17 protein-coding genes are annotated in these 18,991 nt (G+C 67.4%); 6 read left to right on the top strand and 11 right to left on the bottom strand.

All coding sequences use genetic code 11. The annotated features are described in order from the left end of the window. The first annotated feature begins 414 nt into the window (after positions 1 to 414). Positions 415 to 1,323, top strand: coding sequence for an EamA family transporter RarD (gene rarD, locus ACZ1I5_RS17025; protein WP_465170424.1), 909 nt, complete (start codon positions 415 to 417; stop codon positions 1,321 to 1,323). Between the two features lie 27 nt (positions 1,324 to 1,350). Here rarD and ACZ1I5_RS17020 read toward each other — a convergent pair whose 3' ends face one another. Continuing rightward, positions 1,351 to 2,523 carry a serine hydrolase domain-containing protein gene (locus ACZ1I5_RS17020; RefSeq protein WP_465170423.1) on the bottom strand — a complete coding sequence of 391 codons (1,173 nt, stop codon included), beginning with the start codon at positions 2,521 to 2,523 and terminating at the stop codon, positions 1,351 to 1,353. Between the two features lie 142 nt (positions 2,524 to 2,665). On the opposite strand from ACZ1I5_RS17020, the gene ACZ1I5_RS17015 reads away from it, so the two are divergent. After that, positions 2,666 to 3,778 carry an extracellular catalytic domain type 1 short-chain-length polyhydroxyalkanoate depolymerase gene (locus ACZ1I5_RS17015; protein ID WP_465170422.1) on the top strand — a complete coding sequence of 371 codons (1,113 nt, stop codon included), beginning with the start codon at positions 2,666 to 2,668 and terminating at the stop codon, positions 3,776 to 3,778. A 43-nt stretch (positions 3,779 to 3,821) separates the two neighbouring features. Next, positions 3,822 to 4,241, top strand: coding sequence for a GFA family protein (locus ACZ1I5_RS17010; protein WP_465170421.1), 420 nt, complete (start codon positions 3,822 to 3,824; stop codon positions 4,239 to 4,241). A gap of 147 nt (positions 4,242 to 4,388) precedes the next feature. On the opposite strand, the gene ACZ1I5_RS17005 is transcribed toward ACZ1I5_RS17010, so the two are convergent. The 7 genes from ACZ1I5_RS17005 to ACZ1I5_RS16975 form a co-directional block, all read right to left on the bottom strand. Next, positions 4,389 to 4,664 carry a hypothetical protein gene (locus ACZ1I5_RS17005; RefSeq protein ID WP_465170420.1) on the bottom strand — a complete coding sequence of 92 codons (276 nt, stop codon included), beginning with the start codon at positions 4,662 to 4,664 and terminating at the stop codon, positions 4,389 to 4,391. A gap of 268 nt (positions 4,665 to 4,932) precedes the next feature. Continuing rightward, entirely contained in the window at positions 4,933 to 5,337 is a 405-nt protein-coding gene (locus ACZ1I5_RS17000) for a low affinity iron permease family protein (RefSeq protein ID WP_465170419.1), read from the bottom strand. A 112-nt stretch (positions 5,338 to 5,449) separates the two neighbouring features. Then, positions 5,450 to 5,821, bottom strand: a complete 372-nt coding sequence (locus tag ACZ1I5_RS16995; RefSeq protein ID WP_465170418.1) for a hypothetical protein — start codon at positions 5,819 to 5,821, stop codon at positions 5,450 to 5,452. A 204-nt stretch (positions 5,822 to 6,025) separates the two neighbouring features. Next, the gene (locus tag ACZ1I5_RS16990) at positions 6,026 to 6,919 is read right to left on the bottom strand and encodes a hypothetical protein (protein WP_465170417.1); all 894 of its coding nucleotides are present in this window, start codon (positions 6,917 to 6,919) and stop codon (positions 6,026 to 6,028) included. 3 nt (positions 6,920 to 6,922) lie between these two features. Further along, on the bottom strand, positions 6,923 to 7,918 hold the full coding sequence (locus tag ACZ1I5_RS16985) for an SPFH domain-containing protein (RefSeq protein WP_465170416.1): 996 nt from the start codon (positions 7,916 to 7,918) through the stop codon (positions 6,923 to 6,925). A 2-nt stretch (positions 7,919 to 7,920) separates the two neighbouring features. Then, positions 7,921 to 8,667, bottom strand: coding sequence for an NUDIX hydrolase (locus ACZ1I5_RS16980; protein ID WP_465170415.1), 747 nt, complete (start codon positions 8,665 to 8,667; stop codon positions 7,921 to 7,923). Between the two features lie 235 nt (positions 8,668 to 8,902). Beyond that, positions 8,903 to 9,511: an FMN-dependent NADH-azoreductase gene (locus tag ACZ1I5_RS16975; RefSeq protein ID WP_465170414.1), complete on the bottom strand. Its 609-nt coding sequence runs from the start codon at positions 9,509 to 9,511 to the stop codon at positions 8,903 to 8,905. A gap of 110 nt (positions 9,512 to 9,621) precedes the next feature. Between ACZ1I5_RS16975 and ACZ1I5_RS16970 the strand changes: the two genes are divergently transcribed. Both ACZ1I5_RS16970 and ACZ1I5_RS16965 read left to right on the top strand, forming a co-directional pair. Next, complete coding sequence (locus ACZ1I5_RS16970) at positions 9,622 to 10,539, top strand: LysR family transcriptional regulator (protein ID WP_465170413.1); 918 nt, start codon at positions 9,622 to 9,624, stop codon at positions 10,537 to 10,539. Positions 10,540 to 10,591: 52 nt separating this feature from the next. Then, the gene (locus tag ACZ1I5_RS16965) at positions 10,592 to 12,295 is read left to right on the top strand and encodes an SDR family oxidoreductase (protein WP_465170412.1); all 1,704 of its coding nucleotides are present in this window, start codon (positions 10,592 to 10,594) and stop codon (positions 12,293 to 12,295) included. 120 nt (positions 12,296 to 12,415) lie between these two features. Here ACZ1I5_RS16965 and ACZ1I5_RS16960 read toward each other — a convergent pair whose 3' ends face one another. Then, positions 12,416 to 12,958: a GNAT family N-acetyltransferase gene (locus ACZ1I5_RS16960; protein ID WP_465170411.1), complete on the bottom strand. Its 543-nt coding sequence runs from the start codon at positions 12,956 to 12,958 to the stop codon at positions 12,416 to 12,418. A 113-nt stretch (positions 12,959 to 13,071) separates the two neighbouring features. Between ACZ1I5_RS16960 and ACZ1I5_RS16955 the strand changes: the two genes are divergently transcribed. Then, positions 13,072 to 14,082: a M28 family peptidase gene (locus ACZ1I5_RS16955; protein ID WP_465170410.1), complete on the top strand. Its 1,011-nt coding sequence runs from the start codon at positions 13,072 to 13,074 to the stop codon at positions 14,080 to 14,082. 2 nt (positions 14,083 to 14,084) lie between these two features. On the opposite strand, the gene ACZ1I5_RS16950 is transcribed toward ACZ1I5_RS16955, so the two are convergent. Beyond that, positions 14,085 to 15,443, bottom strand: coding sequence for a pectate lyase family protein (locus ACZ1I5_RS16950; RefSeq protein WP_465170409.1), 1,359 nt, complete (start codon positions 15,441 to 15,443; stop codon positions 14,085 to 14,087). Positions 15,444 to 15,460: 17 nt separating this feature from the next. Continuing rightward, on the bottom strand, positions 15,461 to 18,730 hold the full coding sequence (locus tag ACZ1I5_RS16945) for a TonB-dependent receptor domain-containing protein (protein WP_465170408.1): 3,270 nt from the start codon (positions 18,728 to 18,730) through the stop codon (positions 15,461 to 15,463). Positions 18,731 to 18,991: the final 261 nt, after the last annotated feature.

Below are 18,991 nucleotides of genomic sequence, written 5' to 3'. Positions count from 1 at the left end.
CAACACCCGTTCGTCCTGAGTAGCCATCGAGGAGCCACGTAGCGGCGTATCGAGAGGGCATATCGAGGGACAGGTTCCGTGCGACAACCTGTCCTTCGATACGGGCTCTCGATACGCCTTCGGCACCTCGATCCCTACTCAGGACAAACGGATCGGATTTAGCGCTCGCTCTAGCGGGCCCCAGCTGGACCGACGGCATGCGCCGTTTCCCGCGGCGGTCGCATGACGGTGGCATAATCGGATCGGTCAGGGCCGGTCGATAACGGGGCCATCGCAACCCCAAGGAAAAGTGCGGGGGCAAGCGGGTTGCCATGGCGGCCGATGCCGACCATTTGCCTGCCTCCTCCACTCCGTCTGCGGCGCAACGCCCCGGGCACAGGCAAAACCTTGACCGACCACGCTCCATCCCCTTCCTTGGCGCCCGCGGGCACCGGCATCATGCTGGGCGTCGCCGCCTATATAGTCTGGGGCGTGCTGCCGCTGTACCTGAAGCTGCTGCAGCATGTGCCGGCCAGCCAGATCCTGGCGCATCGCATCCTGTGGTCGGTGCTGATGCTGGTCGTCGTCGCGCTGTTGTTCGGGCGCGTGCGGTCGATCCTCGCGGCGGTGACGCGGCGCACGCTGCTGATGCTGATGGCCAGTGCCCTGCTGATCGGGGTCAACTGGCTGGTCTATATCTGGGCGGTGCAGAATGCCCATGTGCTCGATGCGAGCCTGGGCTATTTCATCAATCCGCTGGTCAATGTCGCGCTGGGCGTGGCGGTGCTGGGGGAACGGGTGCGGCGCGTCCAGGGCGTGGCGATCGCGCTGGCGGCGGCGGGGGTGCTGGTAATGGCGCTGTCCAACGGCAGCAGCATCTGGATTTCGCTGGTGCTGGCGCTGACCTTCGGCATCTATGGCCTGATCCGCAAGGTGGTGGCGATCGACGCGCTGGGCGGGCTGCTGGTCGAGACGATCCTGCTCGCGCCCTTCGCCTTCGGCCTGTTGCTGGTCGCGCATGGCGGCGGCGAGGGCGCGTTCGGCCGCGAGACCGCGACCGACCTGTTGCTGGTCGTGGCGGGCGCGGTCACCGCGGCGCCGCTGCTGCTGTTCGCGGGCGCCGCGCGGCGCATGCCTTATGCGGCGCTCGGCCTGCTGCAATATATCGCGCCGACCTTGCAGTTCCTGCTCGCCGTCTTCGCGTTCGGCGAGCATCTGCGCCCGCACGACCTTGCCGCCTTCGCGCTGATCTGGACCGGGCTGGCGGTCTATGCCTCGGACAGTATCCGCGCGACTCGGGCGGCGGCGCGGGATGTTGTCGGGCTTCGGCCCTCGACCCGGTAGATCGGTCGTCGTCCGCCGCCGAACGGCTCAGGATTTCCCCGCATGGTCGCCATATTCCCAGTCATAGGGAGTGCCGGTTTCGCCCAGGATGAAGCGGACCAGCGCGGGATAGGCCGCCTCGGCCCGCACGTCGTTGGACAGGATCAGCACGCAGCGCTGGCCTCGTTCCAGGCAGACCATGGTGTTGCCGGTCTGCTCGTCATGCCCGCCCTTGAAGAAGCCATGCCCCTGCGGCCCGTCGAACACGATCACGCCAAGGCCCGCCGCCAGCCCCTTGCGGCGCTCGGCCACCGGCAGATCGGGCGCGAGATTGGGGAATTGATGCGCGGTCGCGATCGGCAGGCTCGGCTTGACCATTTCGGCGCGTGAGGCCGGGGACAAGCCGTCGCCGCGCACCAGCGCCGCGACGAATGTCGCAAGGTCGGCGATGCTGGTGTCCATCGATCCGGCGGCGCGCACCTTCGACCGTTCGTCATGCTCCACCACTTCGCCCTTGTCGTTCCAGCCATCGGCCAGGTTGGGGCGGAAATCGGGGCGCCAGGTGAGGCTGGTGCGCGTCATGCCCAGCGTCGCGAAGATCGCATCGGTCAGGCCGCCGACATCGAGGCCGAGGCCCTGGGCCTTCCGGCCATGCTCGATGACGAACTGCAACAGGCTGAACCCTTCGCCCGAATAGCTGAACTGCGTGCCCGGATCGAAATGGATACGCAGCTTTTCATCGGGTTCGAGGAACCAGAAATTGCGGAAGCCCGTGGAATGAGTCAGCGCCATGCGCGGCGTGATGCGCCGCCAGCGATCGTCGCCCGCCAGGTCCTTGTACGGACCATATTTGCCCGGCGCGATCGCCGCGCTGTCATAATCGGGCAGGGGCCGGTCGAGATCGGCGGCGAACGGCGTATCGAGCGAGAGGACGCCGCGATCGACCAGGGTCAGGGTGGTATAGGCCATCACCGTCTTGGTCAGCGAGGCGCCGTACATCACGGTATCGGTCAGCAGCGGATCGCCCTTGGCATTGCGGATGCCGTACGCCTGGACATGGACCACCTTACCCTTGTCGATCACCGCGATCGCCATGCCCTTCGCGCCGGTCTCCGCCATGGCGGCGCGGGCTCGCGCGTCGATCGCCTTTGCTGACGGGAGGCGTTGGGCGCTCGCGGGGGTGGCGATCAACGCCATCAGGCAAAAGACCAGGGTTCGCATGCCGCGGAATCTATCCGCGCCGGGGCCGCGGGGCCATCGGAAGTTTGACGCGGGCAATGTTTATTGTGCACCGCAGCAACAAACCGGCCTATGATCCGTTGAGCAGGTGCGGACGACTCGTTCGCCCCCTGGGGGACCGATCATGCGTACGCTTTCCGACACCATCACGCGGCTCGCCGCGGCCCAGGCCGGCATGGGGCAGGCGTTCGCCGGCGGCGCGGACCGGCTGACCGACATGGTCCTCACCGGCGCCAATCCGGGCCAGCTCGCGGCGCGCATCCATGTTCCCGAGGGATTGCGGCCCGGTGCGCCGCTGGTCGTGGTGCTGCACGGCTGCACCCAGAATGCTGCGGGCTATGATCACGGATCGGGCTGGTCGACGCTCGCCGACCGGCACGGCTTCGCGCTGCTCTATCCGGAGCAGAAGCGCAGCAACAACGCCAATCTCTGCTTCAACTGGTTCGAACCCGGCGATGTCGGCCGCGACGGCGGCGAGCCGCTGTCGATCCGGAACATGATCGGCCAGATGATCGCGGAGCATGATCTCGATCCGTCACGGGTGTTCGTGACCGGCCTCTCGGCCGGCGGTGCGATGACGGCGGTGATGCTCGCGACCTGGCCCGAGCTGTTCGCCGGCGGCGCGATCGTCGCCGGGCTGCCTTACGGTACGGCAGCGGGCGTGCCCCAGGCGTTCGACCGGATGCGCGGCCATGGCGGGCCCAAGGGTCAGGAACTCTCCGCGCGAGTCCGCCAGGCCTCGGACCATGACGGGTCCTGGCCGATGCTGTCGGTCTGGCACGGCACTGCCGATTCGACCGTCGCCGCCTCCAACATGGAGGATATCGTCGAGCAATGGCGCCTGCTCCAGGGCCTGGACTCGGCGCCGGCGCTGGCCGAGACGATCGGCGGCCACACCAGGCGGACCTGGACTGACGCCAAGGGCCGCGTCCGGATCGAGGCGCATGCCATCGCCGGCATGGGACACGGCACGCCGATCGCGCCGGCCGAGGGATGCGGCGCGGCCATGCCCTATATGCTGGATGTCGGGATCTGCTCGACGGGGCACATCGCCGCTTCCTGGGGCATTGCCGATGCCGCGCCGGCGTCTGCGCGCAAGGCACGGGCCGTGCCGCGCCAGGATCGCCCGGTGCCCGTCCGGCCCCGGCGCGTTTCCACCGCGGCCCCGCAGGTGGAAATATCCGGCGTGAAAAAGGTGATCGAGGATGCGCTGCGCGCCGCCGGGCTGATGCGCTAAGGCAATGCTTGCCGGGGCTTCGGCGCTCTCATAAAAGTGCGCCATGGCCGGTACCGTCTCCATCACCGGCGGCTGCCTGTGCGGCGCAGTGCGCTATGAGGCGGTCGCGGCACCCGATTATGCCGGCTATTGCTGCTGCGGCGATTGCCGCCGCGCGTCGGGATCGGCCTATATCCCGTTCATGGGTTTTCCGGCTGCTGTGCTGCGCTTCAGCGGCGAGACGACGCAGGTCCGCTCGCCCGCGTTTCGCGGCGGGGAGGCAGTGCGCAACCGATGTGCGGACTGTGGCAGCCTCGTCTTCGGCGGCGTGGTCGGCGAGGACGAGTCCCACACCATCTATGCCGGCACGCTCGACGATCCGTCCCTGTTCACGCCGACCATGGTGCTGTTCGATCGCGACCGCCCCGACTGGGCGGTACTGCCGCCGGGGATGACGGTCTTCCCCACCATGCCGGACTCCTAGCGCGAAGCTTAGTCAGCTGGAATCACCTCTCCCCGTTCGCCCTGAGCTTGTCGAAGGGCTGTTCTTTCTTTCGAGGAAGAGAAGCAGGGCTTCGACACCCCCGGATCAAGTCGGGGGCCGAACGGTGCAATCCAGCTCGAAAACGCTTTAGCTGCTGTCCTCGGCGGAAGGCGGGCTCTCGGCGGATGCCGCGACGATATCGATCCGCTGGCGGGGCGTGTGCTGGCGGTCCCTGCGGTTCTTCGACCGGCGGCGCCTGCGCGACCGGGCGAGGCGGGCCCTGACCATCGGCATCAGCATGGCGGCGCCGCCGGCGATCACGGTGATGACGCCGAAGGCGATGACGGGAAAGGAAAAGACCATGCCGCTCCCCTGTTCGAGCGACGTTGCGGCATGGCGCGACCAGCCAGTTGCCCCCGGCATCGTCGCGCGATCCACGCCCGTCGCGCCGCATCGTCCCATAAATCGCAGCGCGGCGCGAGAGGGAAGGGCGATGGCGGCAAATGGTACGGCTGAAAAAGAGAAGAGCCCCGGCCGAATGGGGGGGTGGCCGGGGCTCTAGGCAGGCGCGACCGGGAAGCGCCCGCAAATGCTGATTAACACAAATTAATTAATTTTTGGTGAATTTGTCCCCCTTTCGGGAGGACTGCCACCGATGCGCTGGGAAACGGATGAAATCCCACCGATTTTTTCATCGACGGGCAAGCAGCTCGTCGACGGTTTCCTCGACGGATTCAGCATCGTCACCCTGGACTTCGCGTTCGAGCGCGGTGCGGATCGCGCAGATCTGCGCGTCGGTCAGATGCTCGATGCCGACGAACTCGCCCCGGGCATTGTCGAGCGCGCGCAGGATCTCGTCGAGCTTCGCCTGGATCGCCGCGCCGTCGCGATTCTGGCTGTTCTGGATCAGGAACACCGCCAGGAAGGTGAGTACTGTCGTCGCCGTGTTGATGACGAGCTGCCAGGTATCGGAATAATGGAAGATCGGGCCCGATACCGCCCAGACGATGCAGCACAGGGTGGCCAGCAGGAAGGTCGAGGGCCACCCCATGATCGTCGCGCTGCGCGACGCGATGTTGGTGAAGAAACTGTCCAAGGGGGCACTCCCGGAATAAAAGCTGTCCGGGAAACGACTCGTCTCCGAAATAGTGCCATGCGTCGCGCAGGCGCCCGGCGCGGGGAACGCGCTCGTCGCTGGATCGAACCCCTCAGCCAGTCTGTCGGCAGCTGATCGTCTTCTGCCTGGCTGAATCGGCCGGCGCTTTTACGGGGCCTTCGATCAAGGTCCCCTCATCGCCGTTGGTCTGCCACATCAGGCTGTGGCCGGGCGTGCGGCCGGTTTCCGATCGATATCTGGCGGTGGCGGTGTCGGACAGCATGTTGGTCAGCTGGAACGTCTTCGCATCGATCGTCAGGCGCAGCACGTCCCAGGCGAGATCGTGATCGACCGTCAATGTCACGCCACCCGTGCAGCTGTAATGCATGGTCCCTTCGACCTTGCTGGCATCGCGCTTCAATACTGCCGAGCCGCCATTGGCGGTCGGCGGCAGGGCAATGGCGTTGTCGACCGGGATGTCCATGGCCCTGACCGCGGGAGCCGGCGCCGGGCCTTGCGTGGCGCTCTGCTCGGGCGCGGACGGACTGCATCCGGACAGCAGAAAAGGTGCCGCCAGAACCGTAACCAACCACCCACGCATCGACTGACTCTCCCGGATCAGGCGCCGTCTCCGGTAAAGGCGCCCTTGCCGGGCCCCGCTACAGGGTCGGGCCGCGACATACCAGGCTCAGCCGGTGATCAGGTTGAGCGCCCGGCCCGCGGGGCCGATCGTCACGCGCCGGCCCCAGTCGAACGACAGGAAATCCTGCTCGATCCCGTCAGCGAAGATCACCCCGCCGTCATTCATCCGCGAGGTGACGGCCAGCGGGGCATCGGTCAGTCGCCCGGCGCGCAAATTGGTGCCGGTCGAGATACTGGGAAAGGGCTCGCGCACGAAATAGGCGACCGCGCGTTCCTCCACGCCGATCGCGAGCGGCTGGTGCGTCGCCTCCATGATCGACCGGGCCCAGCCGGTCGCGCCGGTGCCCGACGCGACGATCAGCCCGCTCGACGACTGGTCCTCCTGCGCCGAACCCGCGGCCAGGCTGTAGCGCGCCGATTGATGGCTGCGATGCCCGACGAAGATCTCGTTCAGCGCGAGCAGATGCTCACCCGTGTCGAGCGTCGCGGCGACCATGGTGCGGTGCTGGGCGCCGGCATCGCCCGCCATGCCGGCGGGCAGCAGCCGGCCCAGCCGGTCGATCGGCACGCGGACGAGCACGCCGTCATACAGGTCGGGCGCGGGGTTGATGCCGAACACCGGCTGGCCGGTCAGATATTTCGCCACGTTCGCGACCAGTCCGTCCTGCCCGACCGCGACCACCGCGTCTTCCGGTCCGAACAGGAACCGGTCGAGATCGGCACGGTGGACCAGCGCCTGGCGCCAGGTGTCGGGCACCGCCGCCCGCGCCGCGCGCAGGGTGGCATGGAGCTGGTCGTGGTGGCGCTCGAGATCCTCGATCCGCTGCCCGCGCGTCGTCAGGAAGAAGCGCGCCTGCTCGCGCGTCGCATGGCGCGCGAGCAGCAGCTCATAATCGGTTTCCCGCGTCACGAAGACCGCGCGAGGCGTGATCGTGGACATCGCTCATGCCGCCGGCAGGGTGGCGGGGAGGGCAGTCGTGTCGCGCCTGAACTCGCCCATCAGGGTGGCGAGCAGGTCGGGCGTGACGTTCAGATGCTCGATCGTGTCGAGCTTGCCGGCCAGCTCGCGCGCGGCCAGCCCCAGCATCACTCCGGGCGGCAGGTCGCGATAGATCGCGATATGCGCGCGCTCGGTCTCCGCCCTGGCGCTTTCCACGGTGCGGATGCGCTCGGCCTCGGCCGCCGCCTCGATCTGCTGTGCCTCGGCAAGGCCGGTGGCGCGGTCGCGCGCGTTGCCGGTCTCCTCGGCGATCAGCTGCTTCTCGCGCCGCGCCAGCTCGGTCTTGTTGGCCAGTTCGTTTTCGGCGATCGCACGTTCCTTGTCGACCGCCAGCGCCCGGCGCTCGAAGGTCGCCTCATCGGCCTTTTGCTGGAGCGCCTCGAAGGTCGGCGTCTGTAGCGCGCGTTCCAGCTCGCTGGAGGGCGCGAGATTGGTCAGCCGGATCGCGGCGACGCCGATGCCGATCTCGGCCAGCGCCGGATCGCCGCCCAGTGCTGCCTCGAGGGCCTTGCGCAGCGGCTCCGGCCCCGCATCGAGCAGCGCCCGCACGGGCGCCTGGGCCAGATATTGCAGCGCTGCCTGGTTGACGAGGCCGGCGAGCCGGGTCTCGATCTGCTGGATCGGTTCGCTCTTCAGCGCGCCGTTGAACACGCCGATGGTGAAATCGACCCGGCTCGCCAGCAGCTCGGGGTCGGTGACATGCCAGGTCAGGGTGCCCTGCACTGCGACCGTCTGGAAATCCTGGCTGCGGCCCTTCACGAACAGCGCCATCTCACGGTCGTCCATCGGCAGTTCGGCCAGGCTCGCGGTTTCCGGCCGGAACCAGAAGACCAGCCCGCGCCCGCTCTGCCGCATGCGGCCGTTGCGATAGCGGATGACATGATTGCTCGCATCGCTGCGCAGCTGGGCGAGGAAGCCGAAATTGCGGATATAGGCCATGGTCATTCTCCTCGTGGAAAGGGGGAAGCGGGTGTGCGGTGGCGGAACAGTTCGGCCGGGCGGAACGACGCGCCCGTCTCGCGCTCGCCGGTCGGCTCGAGCCAGCCGCGGTCGAGCATGCGGCGGCGAAAACCTGGTTTGTTGAGCTGGGTGCCGAGGATCGCCTCATGCACGTCCTGCAGCGCGCGGAGCGTGAACCGCTCGGGCAGCAACGCGAAGGCGACCGCCGAATAATCGAGCTTGCCGCGCAGGCGCAGCATCGCGAGGCCAAGGATATCGGCATGGTCGAAGGCAAGGGACAGCGCCGCGCCGTCGGGCGCGTGCGCCGCGACCGGCCCGCCGCTCTCGCCGGCCCAGGGCACGACGATGGTGGCGAGCATCAGCTCGGGCGCTGCCGTGAGCGCGGCGGCGAAGCGCTCGGCGGGCAGCAGCGCGAAATAGGCGATGCTGACGATGCGCATGCGCGGATCGCGATCGACCGCGCCGAAGCTGTAAAGCTGCTCGATCCAGGCGCCTTCCATATGCGCGCGGGTCGCGAGCACGCGGCGCGCGGCATCGTCCAGGCTCTCGTCTGGCTTCACGAAGCCGCCGGGCAGCGCCCAGCGGCCGAGATGCGGATGGTCGGCGCGGCGCACCAGCAACGCCGCCGGCGCGCCGTCCACCACACTCATCAGGACAAGATCGACCGCGACCGACAGCGGCTCATAGACGGTGGGATCATAGTCCCGGAGGAAGTCCGACTCGTCCACGGCGCGGCACCTTATATCCAACTCGCATATTACTTATGCGCGAGTCGGATATAAGTGTCAAGGACCGCCAAACTTCTACCTTCCCCGGCGAAGGCCGGGGCCCAGTAGGGAAGGTCGACGTAACGGAGCGCTACGCCAGCCAAAGATCGTCCCCAACTGGATCCCGGCCTCCGCCGGGAAAGGAGGAAGATAGCCGCGAGCGCCTGGGAGACCAGCGCCCGCGGAACCTCGGCCCTTACGCCGCCAGCTTGCGGATTTCCGCTTCGGCGCTGTCGATCGCCTGCTGGCGCTGCGGCTCGCCCATCGCGACGCCTTCGGCGCGGATGAAGCTGATGTCGGTGATGCCGAAAAAGCCGAACACGCCGCGCAGATAGGTTTCCTGATGGTCGAGGAACGCCGCCTGGGTGTCGGCGCCGTAAAAGCCGCCGCGCGACGAAGCGATGATCACCGTCTTGCCGCCCGCCAGGCCTTCGGGACCATTGGCGCCATAGCGGAAAGTGCGGCCGGCGACCGCGAGGCGATCGATCCACGCCTTGAGCTGGCTGGGGATGCCGAAATTATACATCGGCGCGCCGACCACCACCACGTCCGCATCGAGGAATTCCTCGAGCGCTGCCTGGCCCGAGGCGAGATCGCGCTGGAGCGGCTCGGCTTCGGGCACCGCGCCCTGGGCCGCGGCGAGATGGAGGCCGGAAAGATGATCGACGGGGTCGGTCGCGAGGTCGCGGCGGACGATCTCGATGCCGGGGTGCAGCGCCTGCTGCTGTGCGACGATCGAGGCCGAGAGATGACGGCTCACCGAGCCCGGGCCGAGAATGCTTGAATCGACATGGAGGAGCTTCATGATGGTGTCCTTCGCAAACGAGGAAAGTGATTGCGAAGCGCCAGATATGGACTCGTTATATAGCGCAACAGCCTATATATTCATCTGGATACCATCTGGAAAACCGATACATGCTTGACGCCGTCTCGCTCGATCAGCTCCGCACCTTCCTCGCCGCGGCCGAGGAGGGCAGCTTCTCCGCGGCCGGACGCCGGCTGGGCCGCGCCCAGTCCGTCGTCAGCCAGACGCTCGGCACGCTCGAACGCCAGATCGGCGTGCAATTGTTCGATCGCAGCGCACGCTATCCGGCGCTGACCGAGGCTGGCAGCGCGCTGGTGCCCGAGGCGCGGGCAGTGGCGGGGCGGATGGATTCGTTCAAGGCGCGCGCCCGCGATCTCGCCGGCGGGCTGGAGGCCGAGCTGTCGGTCGCGGTCGACGTGATGTTCCCGATCCATGTCTTCGCGCATGCCGTGCGCGATTTCCAGGCGACCTTTCCGCACACGCCGCTGCGCGTGAATGTCGAGGCATTGGGCGCCGTGGTCGAGCCGGTGCTGGAGGGACATGCGGCCTTTGCCGTGGTCGGCACCCTGCCGCTCGTGCCCGAGGATTTCGTGCAGGAACGGCTGCTCTCGATCCCGCTGATCATGGTGGCTGCACCCGAGCATCCGCTGGCGCAACGCGCCGGGCCGATTCCCCGGGCCGACCTTGCCGAGCATGTCCAGCTCGTCCTCACCGACCGGTCGGAACTGTCGCGCGGCAAGGAATTCGGCGTGCTCTCGCCCAGGACGTGGCGCATCGCCGATCTCGGCGCCAAGCATGAATTCCTGCGCGCCGGCCTTGGCTGGGGCAGCCTGCCCGAGCCGCTGGTGCGCGCCGATCTCACCGACGGCCGGCTGGTCGAGCTGGTGCTGGAGGATGGCTGGCCGGAGGGCAATGTGCTGCCGATGCTCGCGGTGCACCGCAAGGATACGCCGCCGGGCCCGGCCGGGCGCTGGCTGATCGAGCGGCTGAAGGATACGGTCGCGCAGTGCCCCGGCGGGCATGACTGAAGGGACCCGCATCGCCGTTGCGATCGGCCGTTATTGATCCGGTAAGTGTCGGATGCCATTGCGCTTTGCTGACACGGAGCACGGCGTTGCGTACAACCACGATCATCAGGATGGATGCCAGAAGGGGACGGCGCTGAGCCGGGTCCTGATCCTTGGCGGCTATGGCGGGTTCGGCGCGCGGCTCACGCGCCGGCTGGCGGGGCGTGGCTATCATATCCTCGTCGCGGGCCGCAATCCGGACAAGGCGGAGGCCTTTTGCGCGGAGGTCGACGGTACCGAGCCGGTGCTCGCCGACCGCAACGGCGATCTCGATGCGCTGCTGGCCGAGCATCGCCCCGACCTGCTGATCGATGCGGCCGGACCGTTTCAGAATAGCGGCTATGGCGTGCCGCTGGCCTGTGTGCGGGCAGGCATATCCTATCTCGACCTCGCCGATGCGCGCGACTTCGTGACCGGGATCGCCGCGCTCGATGCGGCGGCGCAAGTGGCGGGCATGACGATCATTTCCGGCGCGTCGAGCGTCCCGGCGCTGTCCGGCGCGGTCGCGCGCCGGCTCGCAAAGGGCATGGACCGGGTCACTCAGGTCGATGTCGCGATCAGCGCGTCCAATCGCGCGACCGCCGGCGCGTCGGTCGCCGCGGCGATCCTGTCCTATGTCGGACGACCGATATGGCTGTGGCGCGGCCAGTGCTGGACGTCCGGCTGGGGCTGGCAGGAATTGCGGCGCGAGACCTTTGCGGTGGCGGGCGTGCCGGCGGTACGCGGTCGCTGGGTCGCCTTGGCCGAGGTGCCCGATCTGGACCTGATGTCCGGCATGCTGCCGGGTGGCCCGGCGGTGACCTTTCGCGCCGGCACGGAGATTGCGCTCCAGACCATCGGGTTGTGGCTGCTGAGCTGGCCGGTTCGCTGGCTCGGCCTGTCGGCTGCGCCGCTCGCGCCCGTCCTGCTGCCGCTGCAGCGCCTGACCAGGCCGCTGACCAGCGATCGCTCCGCCATGTCGGTGCGTCTGGCGGGGGAGGATGAGGCCGGGCTGGTCGAACGCCGCTGGACCCTGATTGCCGAACGGGGCGACGGCCCCGAGATCCCGACGCTCGCCGCGGTCCTCATCGCCGAGGATATTCTTTCCGGCCGCATTCCGGCCGGGGCGGGGAATGCATCGCGCTTTCTCGATCTCGCCCGGTTCGAACCCTTGTTCGAGACGCTCGCCCTGCGCCACGAGACGATCGAAATCCGCCTGCCGCCACCTCTTTACCGGCGCGTGATCGGCCCGGCCTTCGATGCGCTGCCGGTCGCGGTTCGCCGGGTGCATGAGGTGTGCCGCGACGGCGGCGCCTCGGGCGAGGGTCGGGTGGAGCGCGGTACCGGGCTGGTCGCGCGGACGGTCGCGCGGGTCATGGGCTTTCCGCCGGCGGGGACGCATCCGCTGCATGTCGCCTTTGCCGAACGGAATGGCGTGGAGACCTGGACTCGGTCCTTCGGCCAGCATGTTTTTTCCAGCCGGCTGAGCCAAAAGGGTGCCCGGCTGGTCGAGCGGTTCGGGCCGCTGCGTTTCCATTTCGATCTGCCCTCGGACAACCAGGGTCTCCGCATGGAGATGCGCCGCTGGACCTGTTTCGGCCTGCCCCTGCCGCTGGCGCTCGGCCCGCGCATCCAGGCGCGCGAATGGCAGGAGGGCGAGTCTTTCCGCTTCGAGGTGACGGCCGCGCTGCCGCTCATCGGGCTCGTGGTGCGGTATGACGGATGGCTGGCCACCTAGTTTCGCCCGTCACCCCGGACTTGTTCCGGGGTCCATCGTGCCGCAAAAGCAACGGGTGCGGCGCCTGCGGAAACTTGGATGCCGGAACAAGTCCGGCATGACGGAGAAGCGACGCGGCGTTCAGCCCCCCAGCGGCCCGCCCGCGAAATCGTCCTTCGCGATGGCATAGGTCACATGCCGGATCACCGCGTCGCCCATCCGATATTCCTGCACCCGGTCGGTCAGCACGCCGCCGATCTTCTCCACCGCGCGGCGCGATCGGAGATTGTCCTCGCCGATGCGGAAGATGACGCTGTCATAGCTGCCAAAGGCATGGCCCAGCATCAGCCTCTTCATCTCGCGGTTCCACCCCCCGCCCCAGCGCTCGCACGCGACGAAGGTCCAGCCGATCTCGACTTCGCCGGGTTCGGTGAACAGCTCCGAATAGCGCGAGAAGCCGAACACCGTGCCGTCGGCGCGGTCGCGGGCGACCAGCCCGCCGCGATCGGCCAGTGCCTCGTCGAAGAATTTGCGGAACACCGGCTCGCGATAGCGTTCGCGCATCGGGTGCATCGCCCAGATTGCCGGGTCGGACGCCACCGCGAACAGCGCCTCCCAATCCTCCGGCACCTGCGGCCGCAAGCTGAGCAGGTCGCCTGACAAGGTCGGCTGGAAATCGAACATCGCGTGGCCCTCCCGTGGCGACATGCTCTGACGCCGGAACAAGGCGATGTCGTGGCACCGGTTTGGCATTGGTTGGTGCGCCTGTTAGCCATGTCTGCCAGGAAGGGGCGCCAATGATGGACGACACGAGCATTTGGCGGACCCGGCTCCTTTCGCTCGCGATCGTGGCCGCGATCTTCCTGCTTCCGGTGGCGACGCTTCTGTGGCTGACGGCGGTGCCGGGCACTTCCTATGCCGGCCCGCTTCCTCCGCTGACCGCCGGCGAGGCGCAGCTTGCCGCCAGGCTGCGCGGTCATGTCACCGCCATCGCCAGCGTGCCGCATAATGTCGAGCATCCGATCGAGCTCGAACGCGCGGCGCGGCATATCGAGGGGGCGCTGGCCGGCATGGGTTATACCGTGCGCCGCCTGAGCTTCAGCGCCGGCGGGGAGCGGGTGCGCAACATCGACGTGGTGATCGAGCCCGCCAAATCCGACGCGAAGACCCTGGTGATCGGCGCGCATTACGACAGCGCATTCGACGCGCCCGGTGCGAACGACAATGGCAGCGGCACTGCGGCGGTGCTCGAACTGGCGCGCAGCCTCGCCGATCTGCGCGGCAAGGCGGCGCTGCGCCTCCGGCTGGTGCTGTTCGTCAATGAGGAGCCGCCCTGGTTCCAGACCCCGCTGATGGGCAGCGTCGTCTATGCCGCCCAGTTGAAGCGCGGCGGTGAACCGGTGCTGGGCATGATCAGCCTGGAGACGATCGGCTATTACAGCGATGCGCCGCACAGCCAGCATTATCCCTGGCCGCTCGGCATGCTCTATCCGGAGACCGGGAATTTCGTGGCGTTCGTCGGCACGACCGACGCGCGGGGTTTCGTGCGGCGGACGGTTCGGTCGTTCCGCGAGGTCGCGCAATTCCCCAGCGTCGGCGGCGCGGCACCCGGCTTCATCCAGGGGGTGGACTGGTCGGATCACTGGGCCTTTTCGGGCGAGGGTTTCCCGGCATTGATGGTCACCGACACCGCGCCCTTCCGCTATCCGCATTATCACAGCCTCGCGGACACGCCCGACAAGATCGATTATGACCGGCTCGCGCGGCTGGTGTCGGGGCTGGACCAGACGATCAGGTCGATGCGGTAGGGTCAGCGCCGGGCCGTCGCCAGTTCCTCCAGCCATGTATCGAGATGGCTATAGCCTCCGCCCGCCGGCCGCGCGGCATCCGCCGGATCAGCCGGATCGAGCTTGTGGGCGCGCTCCCAGCGATCGGGCAGGCCGTCGCCATCGCCGTCGCGCCACGGCGCGCCGGGCGGCAGGTCCGGCCAGCCGCCGACCTGCTTCTGGCTGTTGATGATCCCGCCGGTGCCCGCCGTGACATCGCCCACGATCCGCACATCCACCGCGTCGCGCACCAGCGACGCGCCCGCCCGCGCCAGCACTGCCTGCTCGCTCTCGGCCCAGCCCTGCGCCCGCACCGGCCTTATGGTGAGCGCCGCGATCCGGTTGGCCGGGTCCTTGATGCCGGTGACCAGGCTCATCGGATCGGCCGGCACCACGCCGTTCATCGCATTCCCCGCGAACAGCGATCTGGCCAGCGGATCGCCCTCGTCGAACGCGATCGCCGCCTTGCTCGACGGGCCGGTGCGATAGCTGTTGTCGATAAAGGCATAGGCGCTGTGCGACGCCTTCTCCCCGCTATCGGCATTATAGCCCGATCGCGCACCGCCCCAATTGTAGAAGAGGTTCGACCGGAACTCGATGCGCGGCCCTTCCGGGTCCTGGGCGGGCGGCATGTAGTTGCCCGGGCGCGGCATGCGCTGGATATGGTGCGCCCAGAGATTGTGGTGGAAGCTGATCTCCGCGCCATGCGCCGCGCGGATCAGCGATCCATAGCCATGCTCGCCCTTGGCGTGGATCGACCCGTCGAGCGATTCGGCGATGATCGACCATTGGATGGTCACGTCGCGGATATCGTCCTCGGGCTTGCGCTGCGGAATGCCGACCGACAAGGTCTCGTCGACCGACCAGCTCGCCGAGACATGGTCGAGGATGATCCGCCGCCCGCGCTCGACCGTGATGGCATCGGTCTCCACCCCCTCCTCGTCGCCGAGCCGCGACCGGATGAAGCGGATCACCACGTCATCGGCGTCGACCAGCAGCGGCTGGCCGCGCAGGGTGATGCCGCCGCCGGGCGCGGTCTGGCCGGCAATGGTCACGCGCGGCTCACGGATCTTGAGCGGCTTGAGCAGGGTGATCGTCCCGCCGATATCGAACAGAATCACGCGCGGACCGCTAGTCTCGACCGCGGCGCGGAGCGAGCCCGGCCCGGCATCGGCCAGGTTGGTCACCCGCAACACCTTGCCGCCGCGCCCGCCCGCGGAGCAGGCACCCGCTCCCTCGGCGGTGGGGAAGGCGCGCTGGCATGTGTCATGGGCCGCCGATGCCGGTGCCGCCCCCGCTCCCGTCCCCGACAGCGCCCCCGACAGCACGGCGCCGATCGCCATGATCCGCATCGCCCGCATCAGAAGATGAACCGCACGCCGCCGGTGATGATCCGCCCGGTGCTGGCATAGGTCTGGGTCACCGGGTTGGCGGCATACATGGTGCGATATTGCTGGTCGTTGGTCAGGTTGCGCCCCTCCAGCGTCAGCTTGGCGAAATCGGTCACGTTCACGCTGATCGCGAAATCGACGTTCAGCGTGTCCTCGTTATAGCCGAAATCGGCCAGCACCGGCGAGTTGCAGGCAGCCCCGGCATTGGTCGTGGTGCCGACGCTGCAGGTGCCCGTCGCGAGCGGGAAGCGGTTGACATAGCGCTTGCGGTACGCGCCGGAGACGCGCGCCGACCAGACCTTGTTCTCGTAATAGAGCGTCGCATTGAACGCGTCGGGCGAGGTGTTGAGGAAGGGCCCTTCGGCAAAGCTGTTCTGCGCGGTCGCGGCAGTGCCGGTCTGGGTGGTCGAGAGCACGGTGCCGGTCAGATAGTTCAGCTTCGACTCGATATGCGTGTAGTTCGCCGCGATGCCCATCTTGTCGAAGGGCGCGGGCAGGAAGAAGAAGTCGGTCTGGAGATTGACCTCGACGCCCTTGATCGTGCCGCCCGGCGCATCCTGGAACTGGCGGATCGCCCAGGTGCCGCCGGCCAGCGTATAGGCCTGCAGCGTCGGACTGGTCATCGCCGCAACCAGCTGATTGTAGATCGCCGGCTCGAACACCGAGGAGAGCGGCGCCTCGCCCGCGATCTGCTGCGGGAAGGAATCGATCTTCTTGCTGAACAGCGCCACCGCGATCAGCCCGTTGTTGCGGAAATAGCGTTCGAAGCTGAGGTCGAAATTGGTCGCGCGGAACGGGTTGAGATAGGGGTTGCCGACCGTGACCGCCGGCGCCGCGCCGGCCGCGTTGAGGCCGCTGGCGAAAGCGGTGGTGCCCGGCGTCAGGCTGGCGAGCTGCGGACGCGAGATCACCTGTGCCGCGGCGAAGCGGATCAGGAAATTGTCCATCGGCTCGTAAGTGATGTTGGTCGAGGGCAGCCAGTCCCAATATTCGTTGCGCGCCGTCACCGGGATGCCGAGCACCCCGTCGGTACCGCCGACATTGCCGAGGCCGTTCACCCGCGTATTGGCGATGCGCATGCCGGCATTGCCGCGAAGGGGGCGGCCGAACGCGTCGACATTGAAATCGACCTGGAAGAAGCCGGAAATGTCCTTCTCGGTCACCGCGTTGCGCTGGCGCCCGTCCGCCACGGCACGGTAATCGCCCCATTTGTTGATGCAGTTGCAGTCGATGCCGAAACGCTGGCGGAACTTGTCCAGGTCGGGCGCATAGAAGCTGGTCGGCGTGCCCTGAGTCACCTGCAGCCCCTGGCCGAAGCCGACCGTCTTGCCGAGATCGGTGATCGCCAGGTTGGATTCGAGCAGGGTCGGGTTGATCGCCTCGATGTCCTGGCTGCGGCGGCCCTGGTCGCTGTCGAAATCGAACTGCTTGAACGTCCCGCCGAAGCGCAGGGTCATCTCCGGCAGCGCCTCATAGGTGAAATTGGCGCGCGCGACGCGGAACTCGTTGTTCACGAAGGTCTTGAAATAGCGGATCGTCGACAGGCCCTTGACCAGCGTCCAGCTCGCCGGCGCGGCGACGTCGAAGCCGGGGTTGAAGATCGGCATCCTGTCCCCGCCGCGATCGTCGAAGATATAATTGTCCCGGTCGATCGCGTTGATCTCGGCGAGCAGCCCGGTCGCGCTGAATTCGGACCGCGACCAGCCGATCGTCCCGTCCAGCTTCAGGTCGTCGCTGATGTCCTGGCGGAAATTGAGCGTCGCCTGCTTGAACTCGGTCGATCCATATTGCGCGTCGGAGGAGCTGCGCCAGTCGACATCGTCGAGCAGCAGATAATCCGCCTGGCCCGCGCCGTTGACATGCGCGCCGCGGATCTTCGTGTTCGGGCGGCCGATCAGCTCGTTGTAATAGCCGGTCAGGTTGGCGGTCGGCACGCGCCCGACCGAGGTCGCGGCGTTATAATAGTCGTACGGGTTGAGGTTGTTGGGATTGCGGCTGTTGAGCATGCCGGCCAGCACGCCGCCATAGAGCGCGTCGCCGCAGTCGATCGTCGCGCTCTGGGTGCAGGTGGGGTAGAGCGCGACGCGGTCCGCATTGCCATTGGCCGTGCCGGCGGCGCGCAGCGTGTTCTGGGTGACGCGGGCATTGGTGCCGTTGCGGTTCAGGCCGATCGTGGTGATCGCGTCGGTGATGCTGTCCTGGTCATATTTCGAATAGACGAAATCGGCGATGATCTCGGTGTGGCTGGTCGGCTGCCACTGCATCGTCGCGGTCGCGCCGATCCGTTCGTAGCGCAGCTCCTGCCGGCCGATCGAGGGCAAGGCGGGGATGATCGTGGTCGGGGTGATCAGCGCATAGGCCGCCGGATCCGACCCGAAGGTCGCGCCGGTGCCCGCCGTGCTCGGCCGCGCGAAGCCGAAGGTGTTGGGCGTGACGCCGTTCAGCTGCGAGTTGCGATAGGTATATTCGAACGCGCCGATGCTGCGGCGATAGGAATCGATCTGCTGTTCCTGCTTCTGATAGGCGCCCGACACGAGGATGCCGAACGTGTCGGTCAGCTTGATCGAGGCGAGGCCGGTCAGGCGCGGGTTCCATGACTTGCCGTTCTCGCGATATTCGCCCTCGGCGCCGAGCGCGAAGCGATTGCCCTTGTTGGCGAGCGGCCGCCCGGTGGTGAGATCGACGATCGCGCCGAGCGAGCCTTCGTCGTTCACCGCCGCGGTCGTCTTGGTGATGGTCACGCCCCCGAACAATTCGGAGGCGAAGGTGTTGAAATCGAACCCGCGGCTGCGGTTGGCGCCCGCGTCCGAGGTATTGCCGCCCGCGACATTCTGGGCATCCGCGCCGTTCAGCCGCACCATCTGGAAATCGCCGCCCAGGCCGCGCACCGTGATGGTGCGGCCCTCGCCATTGTCGCGGTCGATCGAGACGCCGGGCAGGCGCTGGATCGATTCGGCGAGATTCGCGTCGGGGAATTCGGCGATGTCCTCCGCGGTGATCGCGTCGATGATCTGGTCGGAACGGCGCTTCAGCGACAGCGCGTTCTGCAGCGACGCGCGAAAGCCGGTGACGACGATGTCGCCCTCGTCCGTGCCGCTGGTCTCGCCCGCCTGCGGCGCCGGCACGGGGTCCGCCGCCTCGCCATAAGCCGGCATGGCCATGGCCAGCATGCCCATTGCCGAGCCGACCATCCATCGAGTGCGCCGTGATGCGGCCGTGCCGCGCGTGTCCAAGGTCATCCCGTCTCTCCCGAGCGGCCGGCGGATCATTCCGCCATGCCGTGATGTTTCGGGAATGACAGCGGTGTCCGTTCCGTAGCGTTCGGGCCAGGCCATTACCCGACGGCCTGTTTCCGATCCCATGACCCGTCACGGGCCTCCACTACGGTATTAGACATTGTTTTCAGCGTGATACGTGAAGCTCTGATCGTCTCCGCGTTACCACTACCCCCACTGGCATCCCCACCCCGTCAGACCTGCGATTATCTCGCAGTGCCATTT

It is taken from the genome of Sphingomonas sp. BL-S-30 (genome assembly GCF_055521475.1).
This window is presented reverse-complemented; position numbering and strand designations above follow the sequence as displayed.

Bases quoted from the DNA above. Each gene is read 5' to 3' on its own strand.
- ACZ1I5_RS16955 (WP_465170410.1), top strand. From the start codon at position 13,072: ATGATGGACGACACGAGCATTTGGCGGACCCGGCTCCTTTCGCTCGCG.
- ACZ1I5_RS16960 (WP_465170411.1), bottom strand. From the start codon at position 12,958: ATGTTCGATTTCCAGCCGACCTTGTCAGGCGACCTGCTCAGCTTGCGG.
- ACZ1I5_RS16945 (WP_465170408.1), bottom strand. From the start codon at position 18,730: ATGACCTTGGACACGCGCGGCACGGCCGCATCACGGCGCACTCGATGG.
- ACZ1I5_RS17020 (WP_465170423.1), bottom strand. From the start codon at position 2,523: ATGCGAACCCTGGTCTTTTGCCTGATGGCGTTGATCGCCACCCCCGCG.
- ACZ1I5_RS16950 (WP_465170409.1), bottom strand. From the start codon at position 15,443: ATGGCGATCGGCGCCGTGCTGTCGGGGGCGCTGTCGGGGACGGGAGCG.
- ACZ1I5_RS16975 (WP_465170414.1), bottom strand. From the start codon at position 9,511: ATGAAGCTCCTCCATGTCGATTCAAGCATTCTCGGCCCGGGCTCGGTG.
- ACZ1I5_RS16970 (WP_465170413.1), top strand. From the start codon at position 9,622: ATGCTTGACGCCGTCTCGCTCGATCAGCTCCGCACCTTCCTCGCCGCG.
- ACZ1I5_RS17005 (WP_465170420.1), bottom strand. From the start codon at position 4,664: ATGCCGGGGGCAACTGGCTGGTCGCGCCATGCCGCAACGTCGCTCGAA.
- ACZ1I5_RS16965 (WP_465170412.1), top strand. From the start codon at position 10,592: ATGCCATTGCGCTTTGCTGACACGGAGCACGGCGTTGCGTACAACCAC.
- ACZ1I5_RS17015 (WP_465170422.1), top strand. From the start codon at position 2,666: ATGCGTACGCTTTCCGACACCATCACGCGGCTCGCCGCGGCCCAGGCC.
- ACZ1I5_RS17010 (WP_465170421.1), top strand. From the start codon at position 3,822: ATGGCCGGTACCGTCTCCATCACCGGCGGCTGCCTGTGCGGCGCAGTG.
- ACZ1I5_RS16985 (WP_465170416.1), bottom strand. From the start codon at position 7,918: ATGGCCTATATCCGCAATTTCGGCTTCCTCGCCCAGCTGCGCAGCGAT.
- ACZ1I5_RS16990 (WP_465170417.1), bottom strand. From the start codon at position 6,919: ATGTCCACGATCACGCCTCGCGCGGTCTTCGTGACGCGGGAAACCGAT.
- ACZ1I5_RS16995 (WP_465170418.1), bottom strand. From the start codon at position 5,821: ATGGACATCCCGGTCGACAACGCCATTGCCCTGCCGCCGACCGCCAAT.